Source organism: Peteryoungia wuzhouensis (assembly GCF_003205195.1).
Taxonomy (GTDB): Bacteria; Pseudomonadota; Alphaproteobacteria; order Rhizobiales; family Rhizobiaceae; genus Allorhizobium; species Allorhizobium wuzhouense.
Window position 1 is genome coordinate 37,154 of record NZ_QJRY01000012.1, and the last position, 17,610, is coordinate 54,763.

14 protein-coding genes are annotated in these 17,610 nt (G+C 60.3%); 10 read left to right on the plus strand and 4 right to left on the minus strand.

The features are described from left to right. Positions 1-8 precede the first annotated feature (8 nt). Complete coding sequence (locus tag DMY87_RS22915; RefSeq protein ID WP_110793961.1) at positions 9-818, minus strand: ABC transporter substrate-binding protein; 810 nt, start codon at positions 816-818, stop codon at positions 9-11. A gap of 753 nt (positions 819-1,571) precedes the next feature. Next, on the minus strand, positions 1,572-4,667 hold the full coding sequence (locus tag DMY87_RS22920) for an alpha-mannosidase (RefSeq protein ID WP_110793962.1): 3,096 nt from the start codon (positions 4,665-4,667) through the stop codon (positions 1,572-1,574). A gap of 456 nt (positions 4,668-5,123) precedes the next feature. On the opposite strand from DMY87_RS22920, the gene DMY87_RS22925 reads away from it, so the two are divergent. From DMY87_RS22925 to DMY87_RS22940, 4 genes are read left to right on the plus strand one after another with little or no spacing between them, the layout of a single operon-like run. Next, positions 5,124-6,287, plus strand: a complete 1,164-nt coding sequence (locus DMY87_RS22925; protein WP_245409022.1) for an extracellular solute-binding protein — start codon at positions 5,124-5,126, stop codon at positions 6,285-6,287. Between the two features lie 9 nt (positions 6,288-6,296). After that, positions 6,297-7,157, plus strand: coding sequence for an ABC transporter permease (locus tag DMY87_RS22930; RefSeq protein ID WP_110793964.1), 861 nt, complete (start codon positions 6,297-6,299; stop codon positions 7,155-7,157). 1 nt (position 7,158) lies between these two features. Beyond that, positions 7,159-7,971 carry an ABC transporter permease gene (locus DMY87_RS22935; protein ID WP_110793965.1) on the plus strand — a complete coding sequence of 271 codons (813 nt, stop codon included), beginning with the start codon at positions 7,159-7,161 and terminating at the stop codon, positions 7,969-7,971. Positions 7,972-8,003: 32 nt separating this feature from the next. Next, the gene (locus DMY87_RS22940) at positions 8,004-9,044 is read left to right on the plus strand and encodes an ABC transporter ATP-binding protein (RefSeq protein ID WP_110793966.1); all 1,041 of its coding nucleotides are present in this window, start codon (positions 8,004-8,006) and stop codon (positions 9,042-9,044) included. A 101-nt stretch (positions 9,045-9,145) separates the two neighbouring features. Here the strand turns inward: DMY87_RS22940 and DMY87_RS22945 are convergent, their stop codons facing one another. Both DMY87_RS22945 and DMY87_RS22950 read right to left on the minus strand, forming a co-directional pair. Next, positions 9,146-10,444: an ROK family protein gene (locus DMY87_RS22945; RefSeq protein WP_110793967.1), complete on the minus strand. Its 1,299-nt coding sequence runs from the start codon at positions 10,442-10,444 to the stop codon at positions 9,146-9,148. Positions 10,445-10,463: 19 nt separating this feature from the next. Then, on the minus strand, positions 10,464-11,330 hold the full coding sequence (locus tag DMY87_RS22950) for a sugar phosphate isomerase/epimerase family protein (RefSeq protein ID WP_245409023.1): 867 nt from the start codon (positions 11,328-11,330) through the stop codon (positions 10,464-10,466). Positions 11,331-11,623: 293 nt separating this feature from the next. On the opposite strand from DMY87_RS22950, the gene DMY87_RS22955 reads away from it, so the two are divergent. From DMY87_RS22955 to DMY87_RS22980, 6 genes are all read left to right on the plus strand, one after another. Beyond that, positions 11,624-12,694, plus strand: coding sequence for a Gfo/Idh/MocA family protein (locus DMY87_RS22955; protein WP_110793969.1), 1,071 nt, complete (start codon positions 11,624-11,626; stop codon positions 12,692-12,694). Positions 12,695-12,702: 8 nt separating this feature from the next. Next, entirely contained in the window at positions 12,703-13,653 is a 951-nt protein-coding gene (locus DMY87_RS22960; protein ID WP_110793970.1) for a carbohydrate kinase family protein, read from the plus strand. A gap of 307 nt (positions 13,654-13,960) precedes the next feature. Next, positions 13,961-14,347, plus strand: a complete 387-nt coding sequence (locus DMY87_RS24315; RefSeq protein ID WP_165826433.1) for a hypothetical protein — start codon at positions 13,961-13,963, stop codon at positions 14,345-14,347. Between the two features lie 109 nt (positions 14,348-14,456). Beyond that, positions 14,457-15,257, plus strand: a complete 801-nt coding sequence (locus DMY87_RS22970; RefSeq protein WP_133253053.1) for a hypothetical protein — start codon at positions 14,457-14,459, stop codon at positions 15,255-15,257. A gap of 117 nt (positions 15,258-15,374) precedes the next feature. Beyond that, positions 15,375-16,337: an AraC family transcriptional regulator gene (locus DMY87_RS22975; protein WP_165826435.1), complete on the plus strand. Its 963-nt coding sequence runs from the start codon at positions 15,375-15,377 to the stop codon at positions 16,335-16,337. Further along, positions 16,237-17,436 carry a helix-turn-helix transcriptional regulator gene (locus tag DMY87_RS22980; protein WP_133253054.1) on the plus strand — a complete coding sequence of 400 codons (1,200 nt, stop codon included), beginning with the start codon at positions 16,237-16,239 and terminating at the stop codon, positions 17,434-17,436. The genes DMY87_RS22975 and DMY87_RS22980 overlap by 101 nt, the downstream gene beginning before the upstream one ends. Positions 17,437-17,610: the final 174 nt, after the last annotated feature.

Genomic DNA, 17,610 nt, shown 5'->3' on the forward strand with positions numbered 1-17,610 from the left:
GCAACGTCCTATTCGATCACGTCGCCACCCAGCTCCCATTTCTCGAGCAGTTTGACGTAGCTGCCGTCCTCCTTCATCGAGGAGAACGCCTTCTGGATCGGGTCGAGAGTGTCGGCCTCACCCTTGCGGAACGCCATGCCGGTTTTGATCTTGTTGAAGGGCTCGCCCGCCACATCAAAGACCTGTCCGGCCGTATGGAAGAAGAAGGCGGCCGTCTCCAGTGTCGTGCCGTAGACGTCGACCTGTCCGATCTGCAGTGCCTGCCGGGCATCCGCATCCTTCGGGAAAACGACGACGTTGATTTCAGGCTTGCCGGCATCCTTGAACTGCTTGTTCTGTTCATCGAGCAGGCTCTGGATCGTGGTGCCGTTCCCGACGGCCACCTTCAGACCCGAAAGATCAGCCAGTCCCTTGACGTTCTTGGGATTGCCCTTGGAAACCAGCAGCGACTGGCTGGAATACATGTAGTTGATGAAATCGACGACTTCCCGGCGCTCCGGCTTGTCGAAGAGCTGCGACAGGATAGCGTCGCACTGTTTCGCCATAAGGGCGGGAATGATGGCGCTGAAGGCAACTTCCTTCCAGGAGGCTTCAAGCCCCATCCGCTTGGCGAGTTCACTACCCAGTTCGATTTCGAAGCCCGTCAGCTTTTGCTGGTCATCGTAGAAGCCGAGCGGCGGATTGCCGAATTCTGCGCAGAAGGTCAGCTTGCCACTGGTTGTCAGATTGGCTGGCGGCGCGATGGTGGCGGCATTCGCAACACCTGCCATCAAGACAAGCATGGACGTACCGAGCGCCGTGACGAAGGATCTTTTCATTGATATTCCCCTTTTTGTTACGCGCAGTATCAGACCGTCAAGCTGTCGGCTGACCTGCACTTGCTTGGATATTTGTTATGCATCGACACCACTTATTCTTGCGGCGTTCGTTCTTTGCACGCGGAATCCCCCCGACTTTTCCCTATCGGGCCGCGCCATCACTGAGAAAGACTTCCCTCCATTTTTGAAAGAAAAGGCTGCAGACGCCCCACGGCAGCACGAACAATGCCAAGCGGACGCGGTGCGCAGATGATCTGGAGGAGGAGAGCCCGGGACGGATGACCAGCCAGTCGGATCGCTGGCGGGCAGCCACCCCGTTCGGCACCAAAGTCTGGAAAGCGAGCCAATTCCGGCATGACAACCTCCAACGAGACCTGGATGATAGTCTTGAGGGGCATCTGATTACTTAGGTTTCTGCCGTAGTTTCCGGGGGCGATTTCCAGACTGAACAAAACGGCGTTCGCGCGCGCGGAAGCGATCCGACTGAAGTGATCGACTTCAGATCCAGCCAGTGACCCATCGGGCAAGATTGATTGTTCAGGACGCTTGTCTGCTCTGGACGAGCACCGGGCGAGGCCAACAGCTATACTAACTCAGCCCTCACCCTCGGAGCGAAGATCATAGTAATGGTTTGCCATATTCAGGTATTTCCATATTGTCTGGACCGCCCCATCAACGCGGGCGATCCAGGCTCGTTGTGGCGAAGAGCCTCACGAATGCGCCTTCGAGCGCTCCTGTCGGACCTGACCTCCGTCAACCGAAGCGGAAGCTGGAGAGGCCAAACGGACGTTCGATCGCCGGGCGACCATTTTCCAGAGGTTCTTCCATTGCATCGACGGCGATCGGCGTGCCGGGAGCCTCAAGCCGGAAAGGCCCGCGCCGTCCAGCGGCCTCGGAAAGTCTGAGAACATAATTCTCGCCCTCGTCAGACGGTTTCAGCGCGTGGAACCGGGCCTGCTGGCCGGCAAAGGTCACGGGGCGGATTTCGTATGGACCATCGCTGCTCGCAGGCACGAAGCGCAGTGGGTCTGCCACCAGATCCGCCTGCGCCTGCACGGTTTCGCTCCACCACCGGCCATCATGGGGCATGATGGCATAGGTGAAGCGGTGATGCCCCTCGTCGGCGAGCATGTCGGGATAGGTTGGTCCGCGCACGAGGCTCAGCGTCAACACATTGTTGCGTGCCGAGAACCCATACTTGTCGGCGGAAAGCAGCGCCGCCCCCCAATCCGTTTCGGACATTGAAACAAATCGATGGGCACTTCCCTCGAACTGCGCCCGTTGCCAACTCGTGTTGGCGTGGGTCGGTCTGCGAGTGACACCGACAGCCTGATCATACACGGCTTCGTCGGCATGAACTGTCACCGGGAATGCAGTCCGCAAATAGGTGCGCCGGTCGTGCCAGTCGAGATCCGTGACGATCTCGAGCCGCGGCGCGTTGGACCAGAGACGCAGGCGCTGGACGATACGGCTGGCCGAATGACTCCGGGTGATCTTGATCTCGGCCAGATGAGGACCATCAGCGCTGATGGTCATGCCATCCAGCGACAACCATTCTTCTTCCCCGAGTTCAAAACCCGGCTCGATGTCCCAGGCATCGAAGTTGCGCGGCAGGTCGTTCCGGTAGAGCAGAAGCCGATTGCCCGGCCCCGCCATGAGTTCACGTCCGGACGCCTTGTCGAAAAGGCTTTCGATGCGCCCATGTGCGTCGAGCCGGACGGTGACGAAGTCATTTTCCAGTCGGAAACAATCGCCCTCGACACTGGCTTTGGCCGTGCGCGCGGAAGGCTTCGAGACGAAACCAAGGGAAAGCGGCGACAGCGACTGGTCTATCGCGGCAACGAACCCGTCCTCCGTTGCCTGGGGTGCCAGCGATGCCGGAAGCGTATCGGCGCTTGCGATCTGGAATCCCGACTTTGAAGACCCGGAGAGATTGGCGACAAGCAGGCCTTCATCCGCTCCAGAGCGTCGCGCCGCCATCGCCGAAAGGCGATCCGTCACCACCGCTGCGGCACGGGCGACAACCGCCTCCAGTTCCGGTTCAGTCTGCTCATAGACCTCCCGGATGGACGAACCGGGCAGGATGTCATGGAACTGGTTCCGCAACATCATTTGCCAGTCCGCCGACAGATCCGGCATGGCCGCATCTCCCCCGTCGAGCCGGTCGATCACGCTTGCGGCCTCTGCAGCAACCAGACCATATTCGGCAAGACGGTTGAGCTGCTTCGTGCGCCCCTGGGTCGTCAAAGTCGCACGATGATATTCAAGGTACAATTCGCCGGCCCAGACCGGCACGGCCAGCGACTTCGCCTGCTCGGCAAGCATTTCGATATAAGGCTCGATGGCCGCGTGCTCGATGTGTGGGATGGCCGGCATCGAATTGATGATCGGGATGCTCTCGATCTGGTCGGGATCAGGGCCGCCGCCGCCATCCCCCCATCCATAGGAGGCGATCACCGCATCCGTCATGTCCTTGGCGGAATGTTTGTCCCAGACCTCCTGAAGGGCTGCAGGCGTCATCAGCATGTTGTAGCCGTCATTGTCATAGGCATCGAACGTGTGGACCAGAACACGCGAACCGTCATTGCCCTGCCAATGGAACAGGCTGTCATCCAGCTTGTTGGTCTCGTTCCAGGAGACCTTGATGGTCACCATCTTGTCGACACCGGCATGGAGCATGATCTGCGGCATGGCCGCCGTGAAGCCGAAGGTGTCGGGCAACCACGCTACCTTGCTTTCGATCGAAAACCTGTCGCGAAAATACCGCCGCCCGTGGATGAACTGCCGCAGGAAAGCCTCGGCGGAAGGCATGTTGGTGTCACACTCCACCCACATGCCGCCGATCACCTCCCACCGCCCTTCGGCGATCCGGGCGCGGACCTGCTCGAAGAGCGCAGGGTCCTCTTCCTCGATATGACGATAATATAGCGCCGAGGATTGAAGGAAGCGGAAATCCGGGTGCTTCTCCATCAGCGAATTGACGCTGGCGAAGGTGCGATTGATCTTGCGCACGGTCTCCGGTTGAGGCCAAAGCCAGGCATAGTCGATATGGGCATGACCGGTGGCAAGCACCTTGCCCTGCTTGGGATAGGCGCGACGCAGATCCGCCAGCAAAGCATCGAGCTTGACGGTTGCGGCGACCACCGTCGCCAGAGCCGCCTCACCGACGGGGGCCGGCTGATCCGTCGGCTCAAAGCTCCTTTCCCAGATGTCGAGCGTCCAGTTACGGCTGGCGAGACGCGGACCGACCTCTGATGTGGCGGTCGGCAGCCGCAAGCCCGCAAGCGCAATCTCCCCCGCTTCGAAAAGGGCGCGCGCCAGTGCCTTGTCGCGTACGGTATCGGCTGTATTGCGCAACACCTCGATCCGGCGCCGCAATGCCCTCACCTCTGGATGGAAGAAATGCACCGCCGCCTCCCGGAGCACCGGCAGACGGTTTGGCACACCGAACAGACCGCGCGCGACAGACTGCGCTTCAATCGTAAAGGCCACACCCCGGGGGGCGTCGAAACGCTTGTGGCGCTCGTTCCCGGCAAAGCTGTCGATCACCCGCCCCTCACCATCCAGCAGGCGGATGAGCGTTTCACCCCCGAAATCGAGGCGCAGCTCCACACCCGGCCCCTCGGGCAAGGTAACCGGCCCATCGAGAAGGAAACGATGCACACCAAACCGATCCGCCCAACCATCGCCGGTCGCAACCACAGCCTCGCCACCCGCGGGGGAGACTTCTCTTATAGGCCCCAGCGGCTGAAAGGCGCGAGTTTCGAAGGCCCCCAATTCGTCGGCCCAGACCTCCATGTGGCGGGAAAGCTGCTCAAGGTTGCGCTGGCGATCGCGATAGGATTTCATCAAGATGTCTCCGTGGGCCGGCATAGCGCCGGATTATTTAATCCCTTTCGATGATTAAACACGTCGCTCGCCGTGGTGCAAGCTCTCCCACGCGGCCGACCATGCCATCCTTGTGCTTCCCACCGCAGAAGATGAAAGCAGGATATTTCGAAAAGTCTGTTTTTATTCATACGTTTAATGCCAGAGAAAGCAAGCTTTCAGAACTGCGTGTAGCGTGAAATCCGACCTCCTGCCCTGCGATATCGCCGCATCTTCTCAAAGCCGGCACCCCACCACATCACCCTTTTGCGGCATCCGCCACGAACAGATGGCCTGCTTGACAGCTCCAATATAATTCACAATAAGTATTTAAAAGGGAACGGGGGAAAAGGCGGTAACGTCACATTCCCTGGAGTGTGGGAACGAGGCCATGCTGCAAGAAAAACTGCAGATGGCCGGTACAAAAGGAGGATTTTCATGACTTTACCGACCAGCATGGACAGACGCGACTTCCTGAAATTTTCCGCAGCGGGCGTCGCCATCGCTGCCGCCGGCGGCTTCAAGGTGACCGTCGCAGAGGCTGCCGAGGGTGTCCTCGATATCTTCTTCAACTCGGACACCAATATCATTGACTTCTGGACGAACGTCATCAAGCCCGGCTTCGAGGCCGCCAACAGCGGCGTAACGCTGAACCTGGTGCCAGGCGGCGGCGGCTCCGGCGTCAACGCTCTGGCCGATCGCGCCATGGCCGCGTTCCAGGCCAAGAAGGATCCTCAGGTCGACCTGCTTGAGGCAACCTCCCCCTTCTATCCGGCCGGATCCATCGAAGCCGGTCTTTGGGTAAACTTCGAAACCGCTGGCCTGTCCAATTATGCCAAGGTCAATCCGGTCACCATGCAGTCGCCCTTCCTGCTGCCCTATCGCGGTTCGCAGGTCGTGCTGATGTACAATGCAGACCTGGTGAAGGACGTGCCCACCTCCTTCCCGGCGCTTATCGAGTGGATCAAGGCCAATCCCGGCAAATTCGCCTATGCTCGCCCCGACCTCGGCGATTCCGGTGCCTGCTTCGTGGAACGCGCCCTGCAGGAAGTCACCGGCAAGAAGCCGGAACTCTTCCTCCCGGAAAACTACACGGATGAATACGCCAACCCGATGTTCGAGAAGCTCTGGCCGCTCCTCCAGGAGATCAAGCCGGCCTTGTTCAACGGTGGCGAATACACATCCGGGAACACCGCTTCCATCCAGCTTCTCGCTTCCGGCGCGATTTCGATGACGGTTGCGTGGTCGGACATGGCGTTGCAGGCGATGAGCCAGGGCGTGGTTCCGGAAACGACCGCCGTTGCGCAATTGCAGGATCTGGCCTTCACCGGCGGCTTCTCCGGCGTCGTCGTGCCGAGCGTCGCCCTGAACAAGGACACTGCGATCAAGCTCTGCGATTACATCATTTCGGCCGAAGTCCAGGAAAAGGTCGTCACCGATCTTGGCGGCTTCCCCTCCATCGGCTGGGAAAACCTGTCCAAGGAACTCCAGGAGAAGTTCTCGAAGGTGGCTCCAAAGTCCATCCCGGTCTTCCCCGGCACCTGGGAGCCAAAGCTTTTCGAAGGCTGGTATCGCAACGTCGCCTCCGACATTGCGCGATAAGGACTGGTCATGGCCGGGACGAACAAGACGGACAAGATCGACTGGCTGGGTTACGGCTTCATCGCCATTCCCGTGATGGCGATCGTCATCTTTCTGTTCTATCCCGCCGCCCTTGCTATTTTCGGGACGCTCTTTCACCAGCGTCCCGAAGGTGGGGTGGGACTGGACTTCTCGAGTTATGTCTTTTTCTTCACCGACCCCTACAGCCTTGCAAACCTGTTTCGCACGCTGTGGACGACAGTTGCGGCTCTGGTCTTGATCATCGCCGTGAACCTGCCGATCGCTCTTTACATGCGCTTCACCAAGGGCTGGCTCGCAGCTTTGATCCAGGGCCTCGCACTCTTTCCGATGTTCGTGCCCGGCATCATTATCTGCTACGCGCTCATCCGCTATCTCGGGCCGAATGGATGGCTGCAGAGCCTGCTCGCCTCTATCGGCTTCACCCACTATGCCTCCCCGATCACGACCCCCTGGGGGCCGGTGATCGGGCTGATCTGGGACGGCATGCCGATGACGCTGCTGATCCTGATTTCCGGACTGTCAACGATTTCGGATGCCTCGATTGAGGCGGCCAAGGATGTCGGCGCGAGCAGGCTGCGGCTCTTCCGCTCGATTATCCTGCCTCAGATCAGCCATTCGATCCTGATCGTCTCGGCCCTCAATTTCCTGGGCTTCTTCGGCCAGGTCCTGATGCCTTTCATGCTCGGACCGACCAACCCGGAAATGATGGGCCCGTTCATGCTGCGCACCTTCGTTTCGGTCCGAGATCCCCTGCAGGCGGCAACTCAGGCGACGATCACTTTTCTGATCTGCTCGCTCGCCGGTCTGGTCTACATACGCTCGCTGGCCGCGCGCAAAGAGGAGCGCTGATATGTTCACGAACCGGCGCAATGACGTCTTCGGACCGTTGATTCTGATCTTTCTCGTCTTCTTTATCGTGCTGCCGGTCGCAACCGTCTTCCTCTGGGCATTCGCCGAGCAATGGTTCTACCCCTCGGTGCTTCCGACACGATGGGGATTGCGGTTCTGGGAGCAGCTTGTGTCCCGTCCGGAGGTCTGGCAGGCCTTTGTCACCTCGATCCAGCTATCGACGACGGTGACAGTGCTGTCTGCGGTGATCTGCCTGCCCGCTGCCTACGCCTTTGCGCGCATGGACTTCCCCGGCAAGTCGGCCTTCATGATGTCCTTCCTGATGGCCAATGCGTTTCCGCGTTTCGCGCTCATCGTCTCGATCGCCGTCTTATTCCTGACCCTCGACCTGGTCGGTACCTTCCAGGGCGTCGTCATCATCCAGTTTCTCAACACCCTGCTGCTGATGATCTGGCTGCCGAGCGCCGCCTTCCGCGCCATACCGCGCGAAACGGAGGAAGCCGCGCGGGATGTCGGTGCTTCGCCCTTGCGTGTCTTCTGGCACATCACGCTTCCCCAGGCGTTTCCGACGATCGCAGCCGCCCTTCTGATGACCTTCGTCTGGACCTTCTACGAAACAGAAGGCGCCTGGCTGGTTGGCGCGCCGCGCATCCGCACCATGCCGCTGCTGATGATGTCGATGATCAACAACCAACTCGTCGTGCAATACGGCGCAGTGCTCTCTGTGATGTTATGGGTTCCCTCGCTGGTCGCCATCCTTCTGGCCCGGCGCGTGATCGGCGGCGACGCCTTTGCCAAGGGCCTCGGTGGCTGATGTTCATTCTTTCCTCTCAAGGCTCATGATCCATGTCCACGCTTGATCTCATCGACGTCACGAAGACCTACAGCATCGTGACCGCCATCGAGCCGCTGTCGCTCAAGATCGGTGATGGCGAACTGGTCTGCCTTCTCGGTCCGTCCGGCTCCGGCAAGTCAACCTTGCTGAGGATCATCGGCGGCTTCGAGACGCCGACTGCGGGCAAGGTCTTGATCGATGGCGTCGATGTCGCCTTCGACCCGCCAGAGAAGCGGCCAACGGCCATGGTGTTCCAGAGCCACGCCCTTTGGCAGCATATGAGCGTTTTCGAGAACATTGCCTTCGGCCTCAAGCTGCGCGGCTTCAGCAAGGCGGATATCCGCCGCAAGGTGGAAGCAGGGCTCTCCCTTGTCGGTCTTCAGGACTATGCCAACCGTCGGCCGAGCCAGCTTTCGGGCGGCCAGCGCCAACGCGTCGCCATTGCCCGTTGCGTCGTTCTGGAGCCGAAGATCCTGCTGATGGACGAGCCCTTCGCCAGCCTCGACCAACATCTCCGCGACCGGTTGCGCGAGGAAGTGCGCCAGATCCAGAAGACCCTCGGCATCACCACCGTCTTTGTCACCCACGGTCAGGATGAAGCGCTGTCCGTCGCCGACCGCATCGTGGTGATGAGCATGGGGCGCATCGAACAGGTCGGCACGCCGGGCGAGATCTACGCCACGCCGGCGACCCCCTTCGTCGCTGGTTTTATCGGTGACATGAACATGGTGCCGGTGACCGTTTCGAACGGTTTCGTTGACATCGGCGGCATTTCACTGCCGGCCCCTTTGCCGGAGGGACCTGCGACATTGGCCGTACGACCGGAAGATATCGTTCTGGGCAAAGCCGATACGGCAGCGGCGGCAAACATTATCCGCATCGTCAACTATGGCTCGTTCATCAAGGTGACCGCGTCCTTGAACGGCCTTCAATGGAAGGTACAAGCCCCGAAGACGGCGTCGATTGCGGAGGGCGCCACCCTGTCGCTGTCCGTTGTCCGCTACCAGATTTTCCGCGATGATCGGGTCGTATTCCGGTCTGACGACGCCTGACCCGGCACATCTGCGCAGATTCCCCAGACGTCACAGTCAGGCCGACATGAAGGCCGACCTGCGCGCGGTCGCAATCCGCAGGCGCGCAGAAGTCCGTCTCGTCACACGCCCCCGCTGGAAATCTCGAACGGCCGCACGTCTGCGAGATTTTGCCGAATATAGAGATGGCGGAAATTGTGGCTGGTGTTGACGAAGATCGGCAGCATGGCAGCCCCCGTGACGGCGGCATCTTCGCTGAGCCTTGCCGTCACAAGGCGCGGATGGACACGATCGTGCCGGGCCGCCGGAGTCGGGCGAAGCGGATAGGCACGGTCAACCAACCGCTCGATCAGCGGTTGCGGCAAAGCACCACCGACAGCGATGAAGGCCGGATCATACATGACTTCAATGATCGCGACGACATCACGCATCAGCCGCGCAGCCGAGGCGAGCCAGTCCATCAATCTGTGGTCCCTGATGGCAAGCAGATTGAGTATTTGCTCCGGCTCCGGATTGAGGCCAAGCCCGCAGGCGAGGCCAAGCCCGCCGATGGAAATCAACCCGCCCTGCGCCGTCGTTTCATCCGGCGTTTCCGGCCAGGTCTGCGATCCACCGAGGCCGGCAAAAGGAAGCAGACCGATCTCACCGGCAGCGCCCCCCACGCCCTTGTAGGGGTAACCGTCAATGATCAGGCCGGCGCCGGAGCCGTGGCCTATGTAGTAGTATACGAAGGTTGCTTCCTGCGTGTCCGGCCTGTGAATGCGTTCACCAATGGCCGCGGCCGTCGCATCATTCTCCACGAGCACCGGAAATCCCGTCAGCCGCTGAAGTTCGTCCGCAAAGGGAAAGTCCCGCCACGCCTGCCAGTGCCGCATGGAGAAATCGAATTCGTCCCCAGCCGATCCGAAGGTCGGCAACACCAACCCGACACCCCAGACATGCTGCGCCGGCAGGCCATGTTCGGCGAGCAGGTTCGGCAATACCGTCGCAAGCTCACGAACGGCAGCAGCCGGATCGCTGGTATCGACACGCGCGATGCGCCGGGCCCGCTCCTTGCGGGTCAGGTCGAACACCAGGATGTTACAAAAATTCTGGTCGAGATGGACGCCGATCGAGAAACCGGCTTCCGCATTCGGCTCCAGGTAGATCTGCGGCTGGCCGCGCATGCCGGACGACCGCCCGGCTTCCACGATCAGGCCCTGCTCGAGCAGTTCGCGGGTGATCGACGAAATGGTCTGCGGTTTCAACCCGATGATCGAGGCGATCTCGACCCGGCTGATCGGGCCGCGTTGAAAAATCGTCTCGAAGACGAGGCGCCGGTTGTGAATGCGGGCATCCTCGATACGGCTGCCTGCAATACGTGCCTCGCCTTCGTCCGAACTCGGACCGGAGCTTGCCCCGGTCTGATTCAAATTCGCCATATCAACCGCTTCCCGCCGATCAAAGCCCCAGAGCCTTCAAGGCTTCCCGATTGCGCTTGGCGATCGGCAAAGGCTTATCCGGCGGGCAAGGATACATGTCCTGCTCATACACCACATAGCCCCCATAGTCGCGTGATCTGAGAAAATCCACAACCGTGCGGAAATCAACCATACCCTTGTCCAGCTCACACATCACGCCAGACTGGAAACCCGTGATGAAATCGATGTTCTCCCGGTGGATCTTCTCCAAGAGAACCGGATCGACATTCTTGAAATGGTAATAGGGAATCCGATCGGCATAGCGCTTCATGAACGACACGGCATCGGCACCCGTATATGCATGATGGCCAAAATCGAAGCAGAGACCAACCAGTTCCGCAGGGGTCTCATCCAGCAGGCGAACCACCTCGGCTTCGGTTTCAACGCCAGAACCAACATGAGGATGAAAGACGAACGAGAGGCCGTGCTCTTCCGTGACATAACGAGCCGCCTCGGTAACGTTGGCAATCATGGTCCGCCAGTTCTCCGCCGACAGCGCCCTGTCCTTGCCCGGCGGGGGCAGGTCGCTGTCATCCATCAGCACCACCCATTCCGCACCGACAGCCTTCAGCAGGCCGCAGGTCTGCTCCAGTCTCGGGCGCAAACTCTGCATGGCATCGGTCGGCGCCAGAAGGTGAACCAAGGCCGAACCGCAGATGCTGAGACCCCGCGCCGACAGGGCATCGGTCAAACGCGCAGGGTCTGTCGGCAGATAGCCCCACGGGCCTGTTTCGGTGGCGGTGAAGCCGGAATCCCGAACCTCGTCCAGGTACCGCTCCCACGGCGTCTGTCGTGGATCATCCGCATACCACACACCCCACGCATCCGGTGCCGTTGCCAGTTTCATCATCATCTCCGAGATTTTAATTACCGGCTGTTACCATATTCGATCCGTCGGACGGTTTAAAGAGCGAAAACGCTTCTTCGACTGCATACCCCTGATTTCGATGAATTTTCTTGCAATTCGAACGAAATCCACACGTCAACGAGATCAAAAGAGAATTCTAAAACATGAAAAGTGGGGCCATGAATCCGAAATTTATCTTGATAAAATCCTTCTTACGTATTTATTTGAGGCTCACGAGGTGAAAGCGGTCCGACCCGCTTCCCAACCGTCTTCAGGAATAGGAAATTTCGATCATGATCAGGTTAGGCCTGCTTGGGCTCGGCGAAGTCGCGCAGCTCATCCATCTTCCCATTTTGCAGCGGCTCGGCGACCTCTATACGCTGGCGGGCGCCTATGATCCCTCTCCTTCCGTCAGCAAGGCGATCAGTGCCCGCTGGGGCATCGAGACAGTGTATGACACGGCGGAGGCCATGTTCGCCGCCTCCGACATTGACGCGGTGATGGTGCTTAGCCCGGATCAGTTTCACGGGCGCGACGCACGCGCAGCGCTGAAAGCCGGCAAGCATGTCCTGATTGAAAAACCCTGCTGCCTGGAACTCGGCGACCTTCAATCGCTCAGCGAAACCGCCGAAGCATCCGGCAAGGTGGCGATGGTCGGCTATATGCGTCGCTTCGCACCAGCCTTCCTCGAGGCGAAAGCAAACCTGCCGGCGCTGGACGAAATCACCTATGTGCGTGTCCGCGACGTCATCTGCGAGGGTCCCTGGTATTTCCGCCAGACCGACGGCGTCGTGACGCCTGAGAACGACCTGCCCCAGGAGATGCTGGCGGCGGGCGGAGCACTGCGCAAGCAGATGCTGGACAGCGTCCTCGGCCCCGACACTCCGGCGGAACTAAGAACAGCCTATACCGTGCTGACGGGGCTGTCCTCCCACTCGCTCTCGGCCATGCGTGATCTGTTCGGTCCGCCGAAAGCCGTGCGTGCGGTCAGCATCAAGCAGGGGGGAACGCAGATTACGGCCCTTCTCGACTATGGCCATTTCACCGCTCTTTATGAATGCATGATCGGCGATGTCGTGCGCTTCGAGGCGGGCTTCGAAATCAACACACGCTGGAAGCGCATCGCCTTCGAATACCCGACCCCGTATATCCGCAACCTGCCCATGACGCTCGACATCCAGACATCGACGGAAAACGGAAACAGCTTGACGCGGCTCGGACCATTCCATCAGGATCCCTTCGACGTGGAATTGCGCGCATTTCACGCTGCCGTTACAGCAGGCGGCGAGAACCGCACGCCACCGGCGGAATCGGCGCCCGATCTCGCCCTCTTCAAGGCCATCATCGAGGCGGCACGAAACTGAGTTATCCGATGCAGACGCCTCCCCCGAAGCCCCTCGTTGTGATCGGCAATCTCAACATCGACATCATCATTGGCCCGGCAACCTGGCCCGAAGTCGGCACGGAGGTCTTTGTCGATCAGGACGAGGTACGTGTCGGCGGATCCGCCGGCAACACGGCGCTGGCATTGCAGACGCTAGGGCATCCGCACACATTCATCGGCTCGGTCGGGTCGGATACCTTCGGCACGATACTGGAACAGGCCTTTGCGCCGGAGACCTGCCGACTGATCAAATGCCCCGCCCGGACCACGCTGACCGTCGGCATCACCCATCCGGACAGCGAGCGCACCTTCTTCACGACACGCGGACATCTGCCGCACCTTTCCGCCGACGACGTCATTGGCCAATTGGACACGGTCGATATCGACGGAGGCACAGTGCTCCTCTCCGGTGCCTTTCAGACCGAGCGTCTGATGGCCGACTATGATCTCTTGATCCGGGCAGCAAACGCCCGTGGCGCGACAATTGCCGTCGACCCAGGCTGGCCGACCGGCGGGTTCAGCGCCCAGACCCGCTCGTTTCTCCAAAATCTCGCCTCAAAGAGCCGCTGCGTCCTCCTCAACGAGACCGAGGCCATGCATCTGAGCGGCGCCGACACCCCGGAAGCGGCCGCCCGCGCGATCCATGCCCTGCAGCCGCCGGACGCCGAGACCGTGGTGAAGTGCGGCAGCCGCGGAGCACTGGTCCTCGACGTTGGCGGCGGCCTTCGCTGGGTCAACGCTCCGAAGGTCGATGTCATCGACACCATCGGTGCGGGTGACGTCTTCAATGCCGGCTATCTCTCCGGCCGCAGCCTCGGCCACTCCCCCGCTGTAAGCCTTGGCCGCGCCGTCGCACTCGCCTCACGAGCCATCTCGACGCAACCACGGCGATATGAACTGAACGAGAACCAGCAAGAACCGCAACCGGGACAGGGCTGACGCGTCAACCGAAGACGCTGCCGTCCGAACGTGCCTGCGACATCGGCTGCGGCGCGCGTTCGACACCCCGCATATGTGCCCTAAAAGAGGTGTTGCGACGAACACTGAGCCGCCCTAGCCTTTTGCCCAGGAGAGGCTGAGGATAATTCGGATGGGGTGCGACGTTCAGAACCTCGCGGTTCGTCCCGGTCTGGGCAATCGGCCAATCCGGTTCCGCGACGCCTGTCTGTATTGGCTGACACGCAAGATGAATTTGCCAATGCCCGAACCCGTTGGAAGGCCCCGGGCCTCATGGAAAGGCATCTCTTTGCGACCGTCGCGATCCAGCGCCTGGATCTTCGCAATCCTCGGACCACCAATCGGTGGCATTGCCACGTTGTGGCTGGCCGGCGCGGCGCCCTGGACCTTGCCCTTGCTGCTCGCCACGCTTGCGCCCGCCTATGTCCTCGGTCTCGGTCCCGCCTTGCTGGTGGCATCACTGGACACGTGGCTCATGCGGCAAGGAGTGAAACCGGCGGGTCGTTTGCTGGCCGCCGCGTTCGGTGGCGCCGCTTGCGCGCTTGCCCTGTTGGCGCCCCTTTATGCTGCCGGTCTCGTGCGAGGCCTATATCCGCTTTCTCTCTGCCTGATTGCCGCAGGTTCCTCCCTGCTCTGTCTGATTGTCGTTCTGCTTGTCCGTCGTCCATCACACTGAGTGTCTTGCGCCCAGTGCCTGTAATCCATCTGCGAGATACGTCATGAAATTGGCTGGAATGATTGCAGTTGTATGTCTTCTTGTCGGCTGTGGCGCCGCGCAGGCTGCAATGGAATGCGAACCCCGCATGCCACCCTATCGCCCTGGCCCCGTGGAGGATCGACTGGGCGAACGCCCCTGCCCTGCAGCACTGCTTGCAACCTTTTTCGCGCGACAACCACCGCCACAGGAATACGGGTTCGAGATTGTCGGCTATCATCGATATCGCAATCCAGACGACGGATCGCCCGAAGCAGTCGTCGAGTTCCGCCTGCTGCCCCCCGGCGGACATGGCTTCGGGCCGGATCTGCGGGTCTGCGAGCGACCGAACGCTGCCGCCGACATGCAGATCCAGTTCACCTATGACAAGGACACGCAGCGCTGGTTCGACCTCGACAGCCGCGGCGCGACCATTCCGTCGGAGATCTGCGAAACCCGAAATTATTGGACCGCACAGGATATCGCCGATTTTGCCGATCCGCCGCAATTCGGCCGATTGTCCGCCGCCGAACGCGGCAATGTCCACGATGTCGGAAAGGGGGCCGAACGTCGGGCCATCCTTGATGCAGTACGCGAAGCCAATGCCGATCTCAATGATCGCATTCCGATCGTCTTCGTGGTCGAATTGCTGCGGTCGGATGGCGAACACGCGTTCTTTCGCGGCCAGGTCCGCATGCGTAATGGAGGCGGTCCGGTTTCTGCCACCGATTGGGGCGAATGCGAGCAGGATCCCCGCGACGGCGTTGTCGAAGCCCTCCTGGAACGACGGCACGGCAGATGGCGGGCGCTGAAGTCGAACCGTTGCGCCGATGACGTTCTTCTGAATAACGACGAAATGCAACGGTATCGCCTGCTCCTTATGGAAGAGTGACGGCCTCCGCCTCGCCTTTGACGCCGTTGCAAGTGTATCTGCATTGTCTATACTTTCCGGATGGTCTTTGGCGGCGCCTCGGCGGCCCGTCATGGTCGGACATCCGGAGATGTGTGCATGGTTCTGCCATTCCGCGCCAAGACCGCCATGGACGCCAAAGAGGCGGGACTGGGCTTCCATGAACTGTGCGACGCCTATGGCCGCATGATAGGCCATGACTACTCGGACCTGACCATCGAAGATGCCAACCGGGTGCGAAGCTTTTCCAATATTTCCCTGCCGGAGGCATGTGCCACCCTCTTCGATCAGGGACTGTCCCGCTTTTCCATGTCCGACAACCGCAACGGCCTCGATCTCGTCATGATATCGATGCCGGCCCCCGGCTCCGAATTGATCTATGAACAGCGGGGCATCTGCATCACCGCACGCGGCGGGGATGCGATTTTGCATTCAACCGCAGAACGCCTGATCTCCCATTCGACGCAGGTTGGGGAAGTCCTGGCGGTGGCCTTGCCGCGCCGCAAACTCATGGCGCTGGTGGGACCCGACGCGCTGGGACATATCCGCAAACTGACCATGGACGATCCCGCCTGCCGACTGTTTCGCTGCTATGCCCAGTCGCTGCTGACACTTGAGAATGATCCGGATTTTCGACTTGCAGACCGAATTGGCGACCAGTTGGCAGAACTCGCAGCACTCGCGATCGGGGCGAGTCGCCCGGGCCATGAGCAAATCCGCGAAGGAACGGCCCTGCAGGACGCGCGGTTCCACCAGGCGCAACAGTTCATCAAACGGAATTTGACGGAACCTGGACTGAACGAGACCCATGTTGCGCGGGCGCTGTGCATTTCGCCGAGCGCCGTGCGTCAATTGTTCGGCCGACGTGGCTCGTCGATCGGGCGCTTCATTCGCGAGGCGCGTCTGGCGCGCGCCTATGCCATGCTCTCTGATCCGACCGCGATGCCGCGTCGAGTGGTGGATGTCGCGGCCGATTGTGGATTTGAAAGCATGTCCGCTTTCTATTCCGCGTTTCGCACCGCCTATGGCTGCAGTCCGACGGAAGCGCTCCGTAAAAATTGATTTTGGCGTTTCAAATATCAAAAACCGGATGTGCATCTGTCAAAATTCGGACGCGCAAGTGACAGCACTCGCGCACCATCGCGCCTGGCTCACGGAAGAGGAAACGACCTTGGGACTGGAACGCACAGATCACGCTTTGCAGGTCAATATACGCGCCCGCATGGGAAAGCCGCAGGATGCGGCCGCAATTGCAGCATTGCTCGCATCGACGGATCCCATCTTCGGGGCGCTGGCAGCTTCCAATACAGCGACTTTCGCGCGGTTGATTGATGCAGAAGCGATCCGAACCGGCTGTATCGAGCTCCAACAACCGGATGGCGGCTGGCTGTTAGGCGCAACTGGCCTATCCGCCTTTATCGACGAAGCAACCACGCGTTCTTGGCTCGCTGAACCTCGGGCAAACTTTCCCGCACTTCTTCTTCAACGCGCATTGACGGGATCAACCGCGTTTCTGACACCGTCCGAGATTGGCCGAGCCAATGCTGGCGATGGCCTCAATCTGTTCATTCTCGGCTTTTCCTACTCGCTTTCACCGCAGTCACCCTTGCTCCCGCCGCTTCTGACGCGGGCTATCGGCCATTTCGTTTCCTGCCACCAAGGGTACAAATTGCTGCGTTTGATGCGGGAGGATCCGGCACCGATTGCTGAAATGTTCCTGCGCTCGGGAATGCGCGCCCTTGCCCACTTCGATCCGGAGCCAGGCCAGGATGTGGGGCGTGTGGCGATGGTCATGGAGCGCTCGGAGACGATGCCGCTCTTTCCGAATTCCCCAGCCACCATGCTGTTTCAATTCGTCCCGCCGCAGATCGGGTTCTCCCCTTCCGAGCGCCGCATCCTGCACCTTGCCCTGGAGGGGTTGTCGGATGGCGATCTGGCATCGGAGTTGTCGATTTCGCCTCATACCCTGAAGCGCAGTTGGAGAGTGATCTTTGATCGCGCCCTGTCTGCCGCCCCCCTGATATTCGGCTCCCTGGCGGAACCGCGTGATAGCCAGGGTGTTCGAGGGCAGGAGAAACGCCGGCACCTGCTTCAATACCTCCGAGATAATCCGCAGGAATTGCGTCCCTACGACCTGCCACGAAAGACCAGATCGAGATAAACATCGGAAGTCCTGGACAAATAGTCCTTTTCGATCGCCAGGTTTTCGCTGGAAACCTCAGGCGTTCGCCCGTCGACCATCCGAGCACGTCCACCGCCTGCTCCAGCCATCAGTCCACCCGAACCACTAGAGCAAATCCAGCAAAAGTGCGAAGCGGTTTTGCGTCCGGAATTG

What these genes read in the sequence shown, in the direction of transcription:
- DMY87_RS22920 (WP_110793962.1), bottom strand. Translation starts at nt 4,667, where the DNA reads ATGAAATCCTATCGCGATCGCCAGCGCAACCTTGAGCAGCTTTCCCGC.
- DMY87_RS22915 (WP_110793961.1), bottom strand. Translation starts at nt 818, where the DNA reads ATGAAAAGATCCTTCGTCACGGCGCTCGGTACGTCCATGCTTGTCTTG.
- DMY87_RS22970 (WP_133253053.1), top strand. Translation starts at nt 14,457, where the DNA reads ATGGAATGCGAACCCCGCATGCCACCCTATCGCCCTGGCCCCGTGGAG.
- DMY87_RS22950 (WP_245409023.1), bottom strand. Translation starts at nt 11,330, where the DNA reads ATGAAACTGGCAACGGCACCGGATGCGTGGGGTGTGTGGTATGCGGAT.
- DMY87_RS22940 (WP_110793966.1), top strand. Translation starts at nt 8,004, where the DNA reads ATGTCCACGCTTGATCTCATCGACGTCACGAAGACCTACAGCATCGTG.
- DMY87_RS22935 (WP_110793965.1), top strand. Translation starts at nt 7,159, where the DNA reads ATGTTCACGAACCGGCGCAATGACGTCTTCGGACCGTTGATTCTGATC.
- DMY87_RS22960 (WP_110793970.1), top strand. Translation starts at nt 12,703, where the DNA reads ATGCAGACGCCTCCCCCGAAGCCCCTCGTTGTGATCGGCAATCTCAAC.
- DMY87_RS22930 (WP_110793964.1), top strand. Translation starts at nt 6,297, where the DNA reads ATGGCCGGGACGAACAAGACGGACAAGATCGACTGGCTGGGTTACGGC.
- DMY87_RS22955 (WP_110793969.1), top strand. Translation starts at nt 11,624, where the DNA reads ATGATCAGGTTAGGCCTGCTTGGGCTCGGCGAAGTCGCGCAGCTCATC.
- DMY87_RS22925 (WP_245409022.1), top strand. Translation starts at nt 5,124, where the DNA reads ATGACTTTACCGACCAGCATGGACAGACGCGACTTCCTGAAATTTTCC.
- DMY87_RS22980 (WP_133253054.1), top strand. Translation starts at nt 16,237, where the DNA reads ATGTCGCGGCCGATTGTGGATTTGAAAGCATGTCCGCTTTCTATTCCG.
- DMY87_RS22945 (WP_110793967.1), bottom strand. Translation starts at nt 10,444, where the DNA reads ATGGCGAATTTGAATCAGACCGGGGCAAGCTCCGGTCCGAGTTCGGAC.
- DMY87_RS22975 (WP_165826435.1), top strand. Translation starts at nt 15,375, where the DNA reads ATGGTTCTGCCATTCCGCGCCAAGACCGCCATGGACGCCAAAGAGGCG.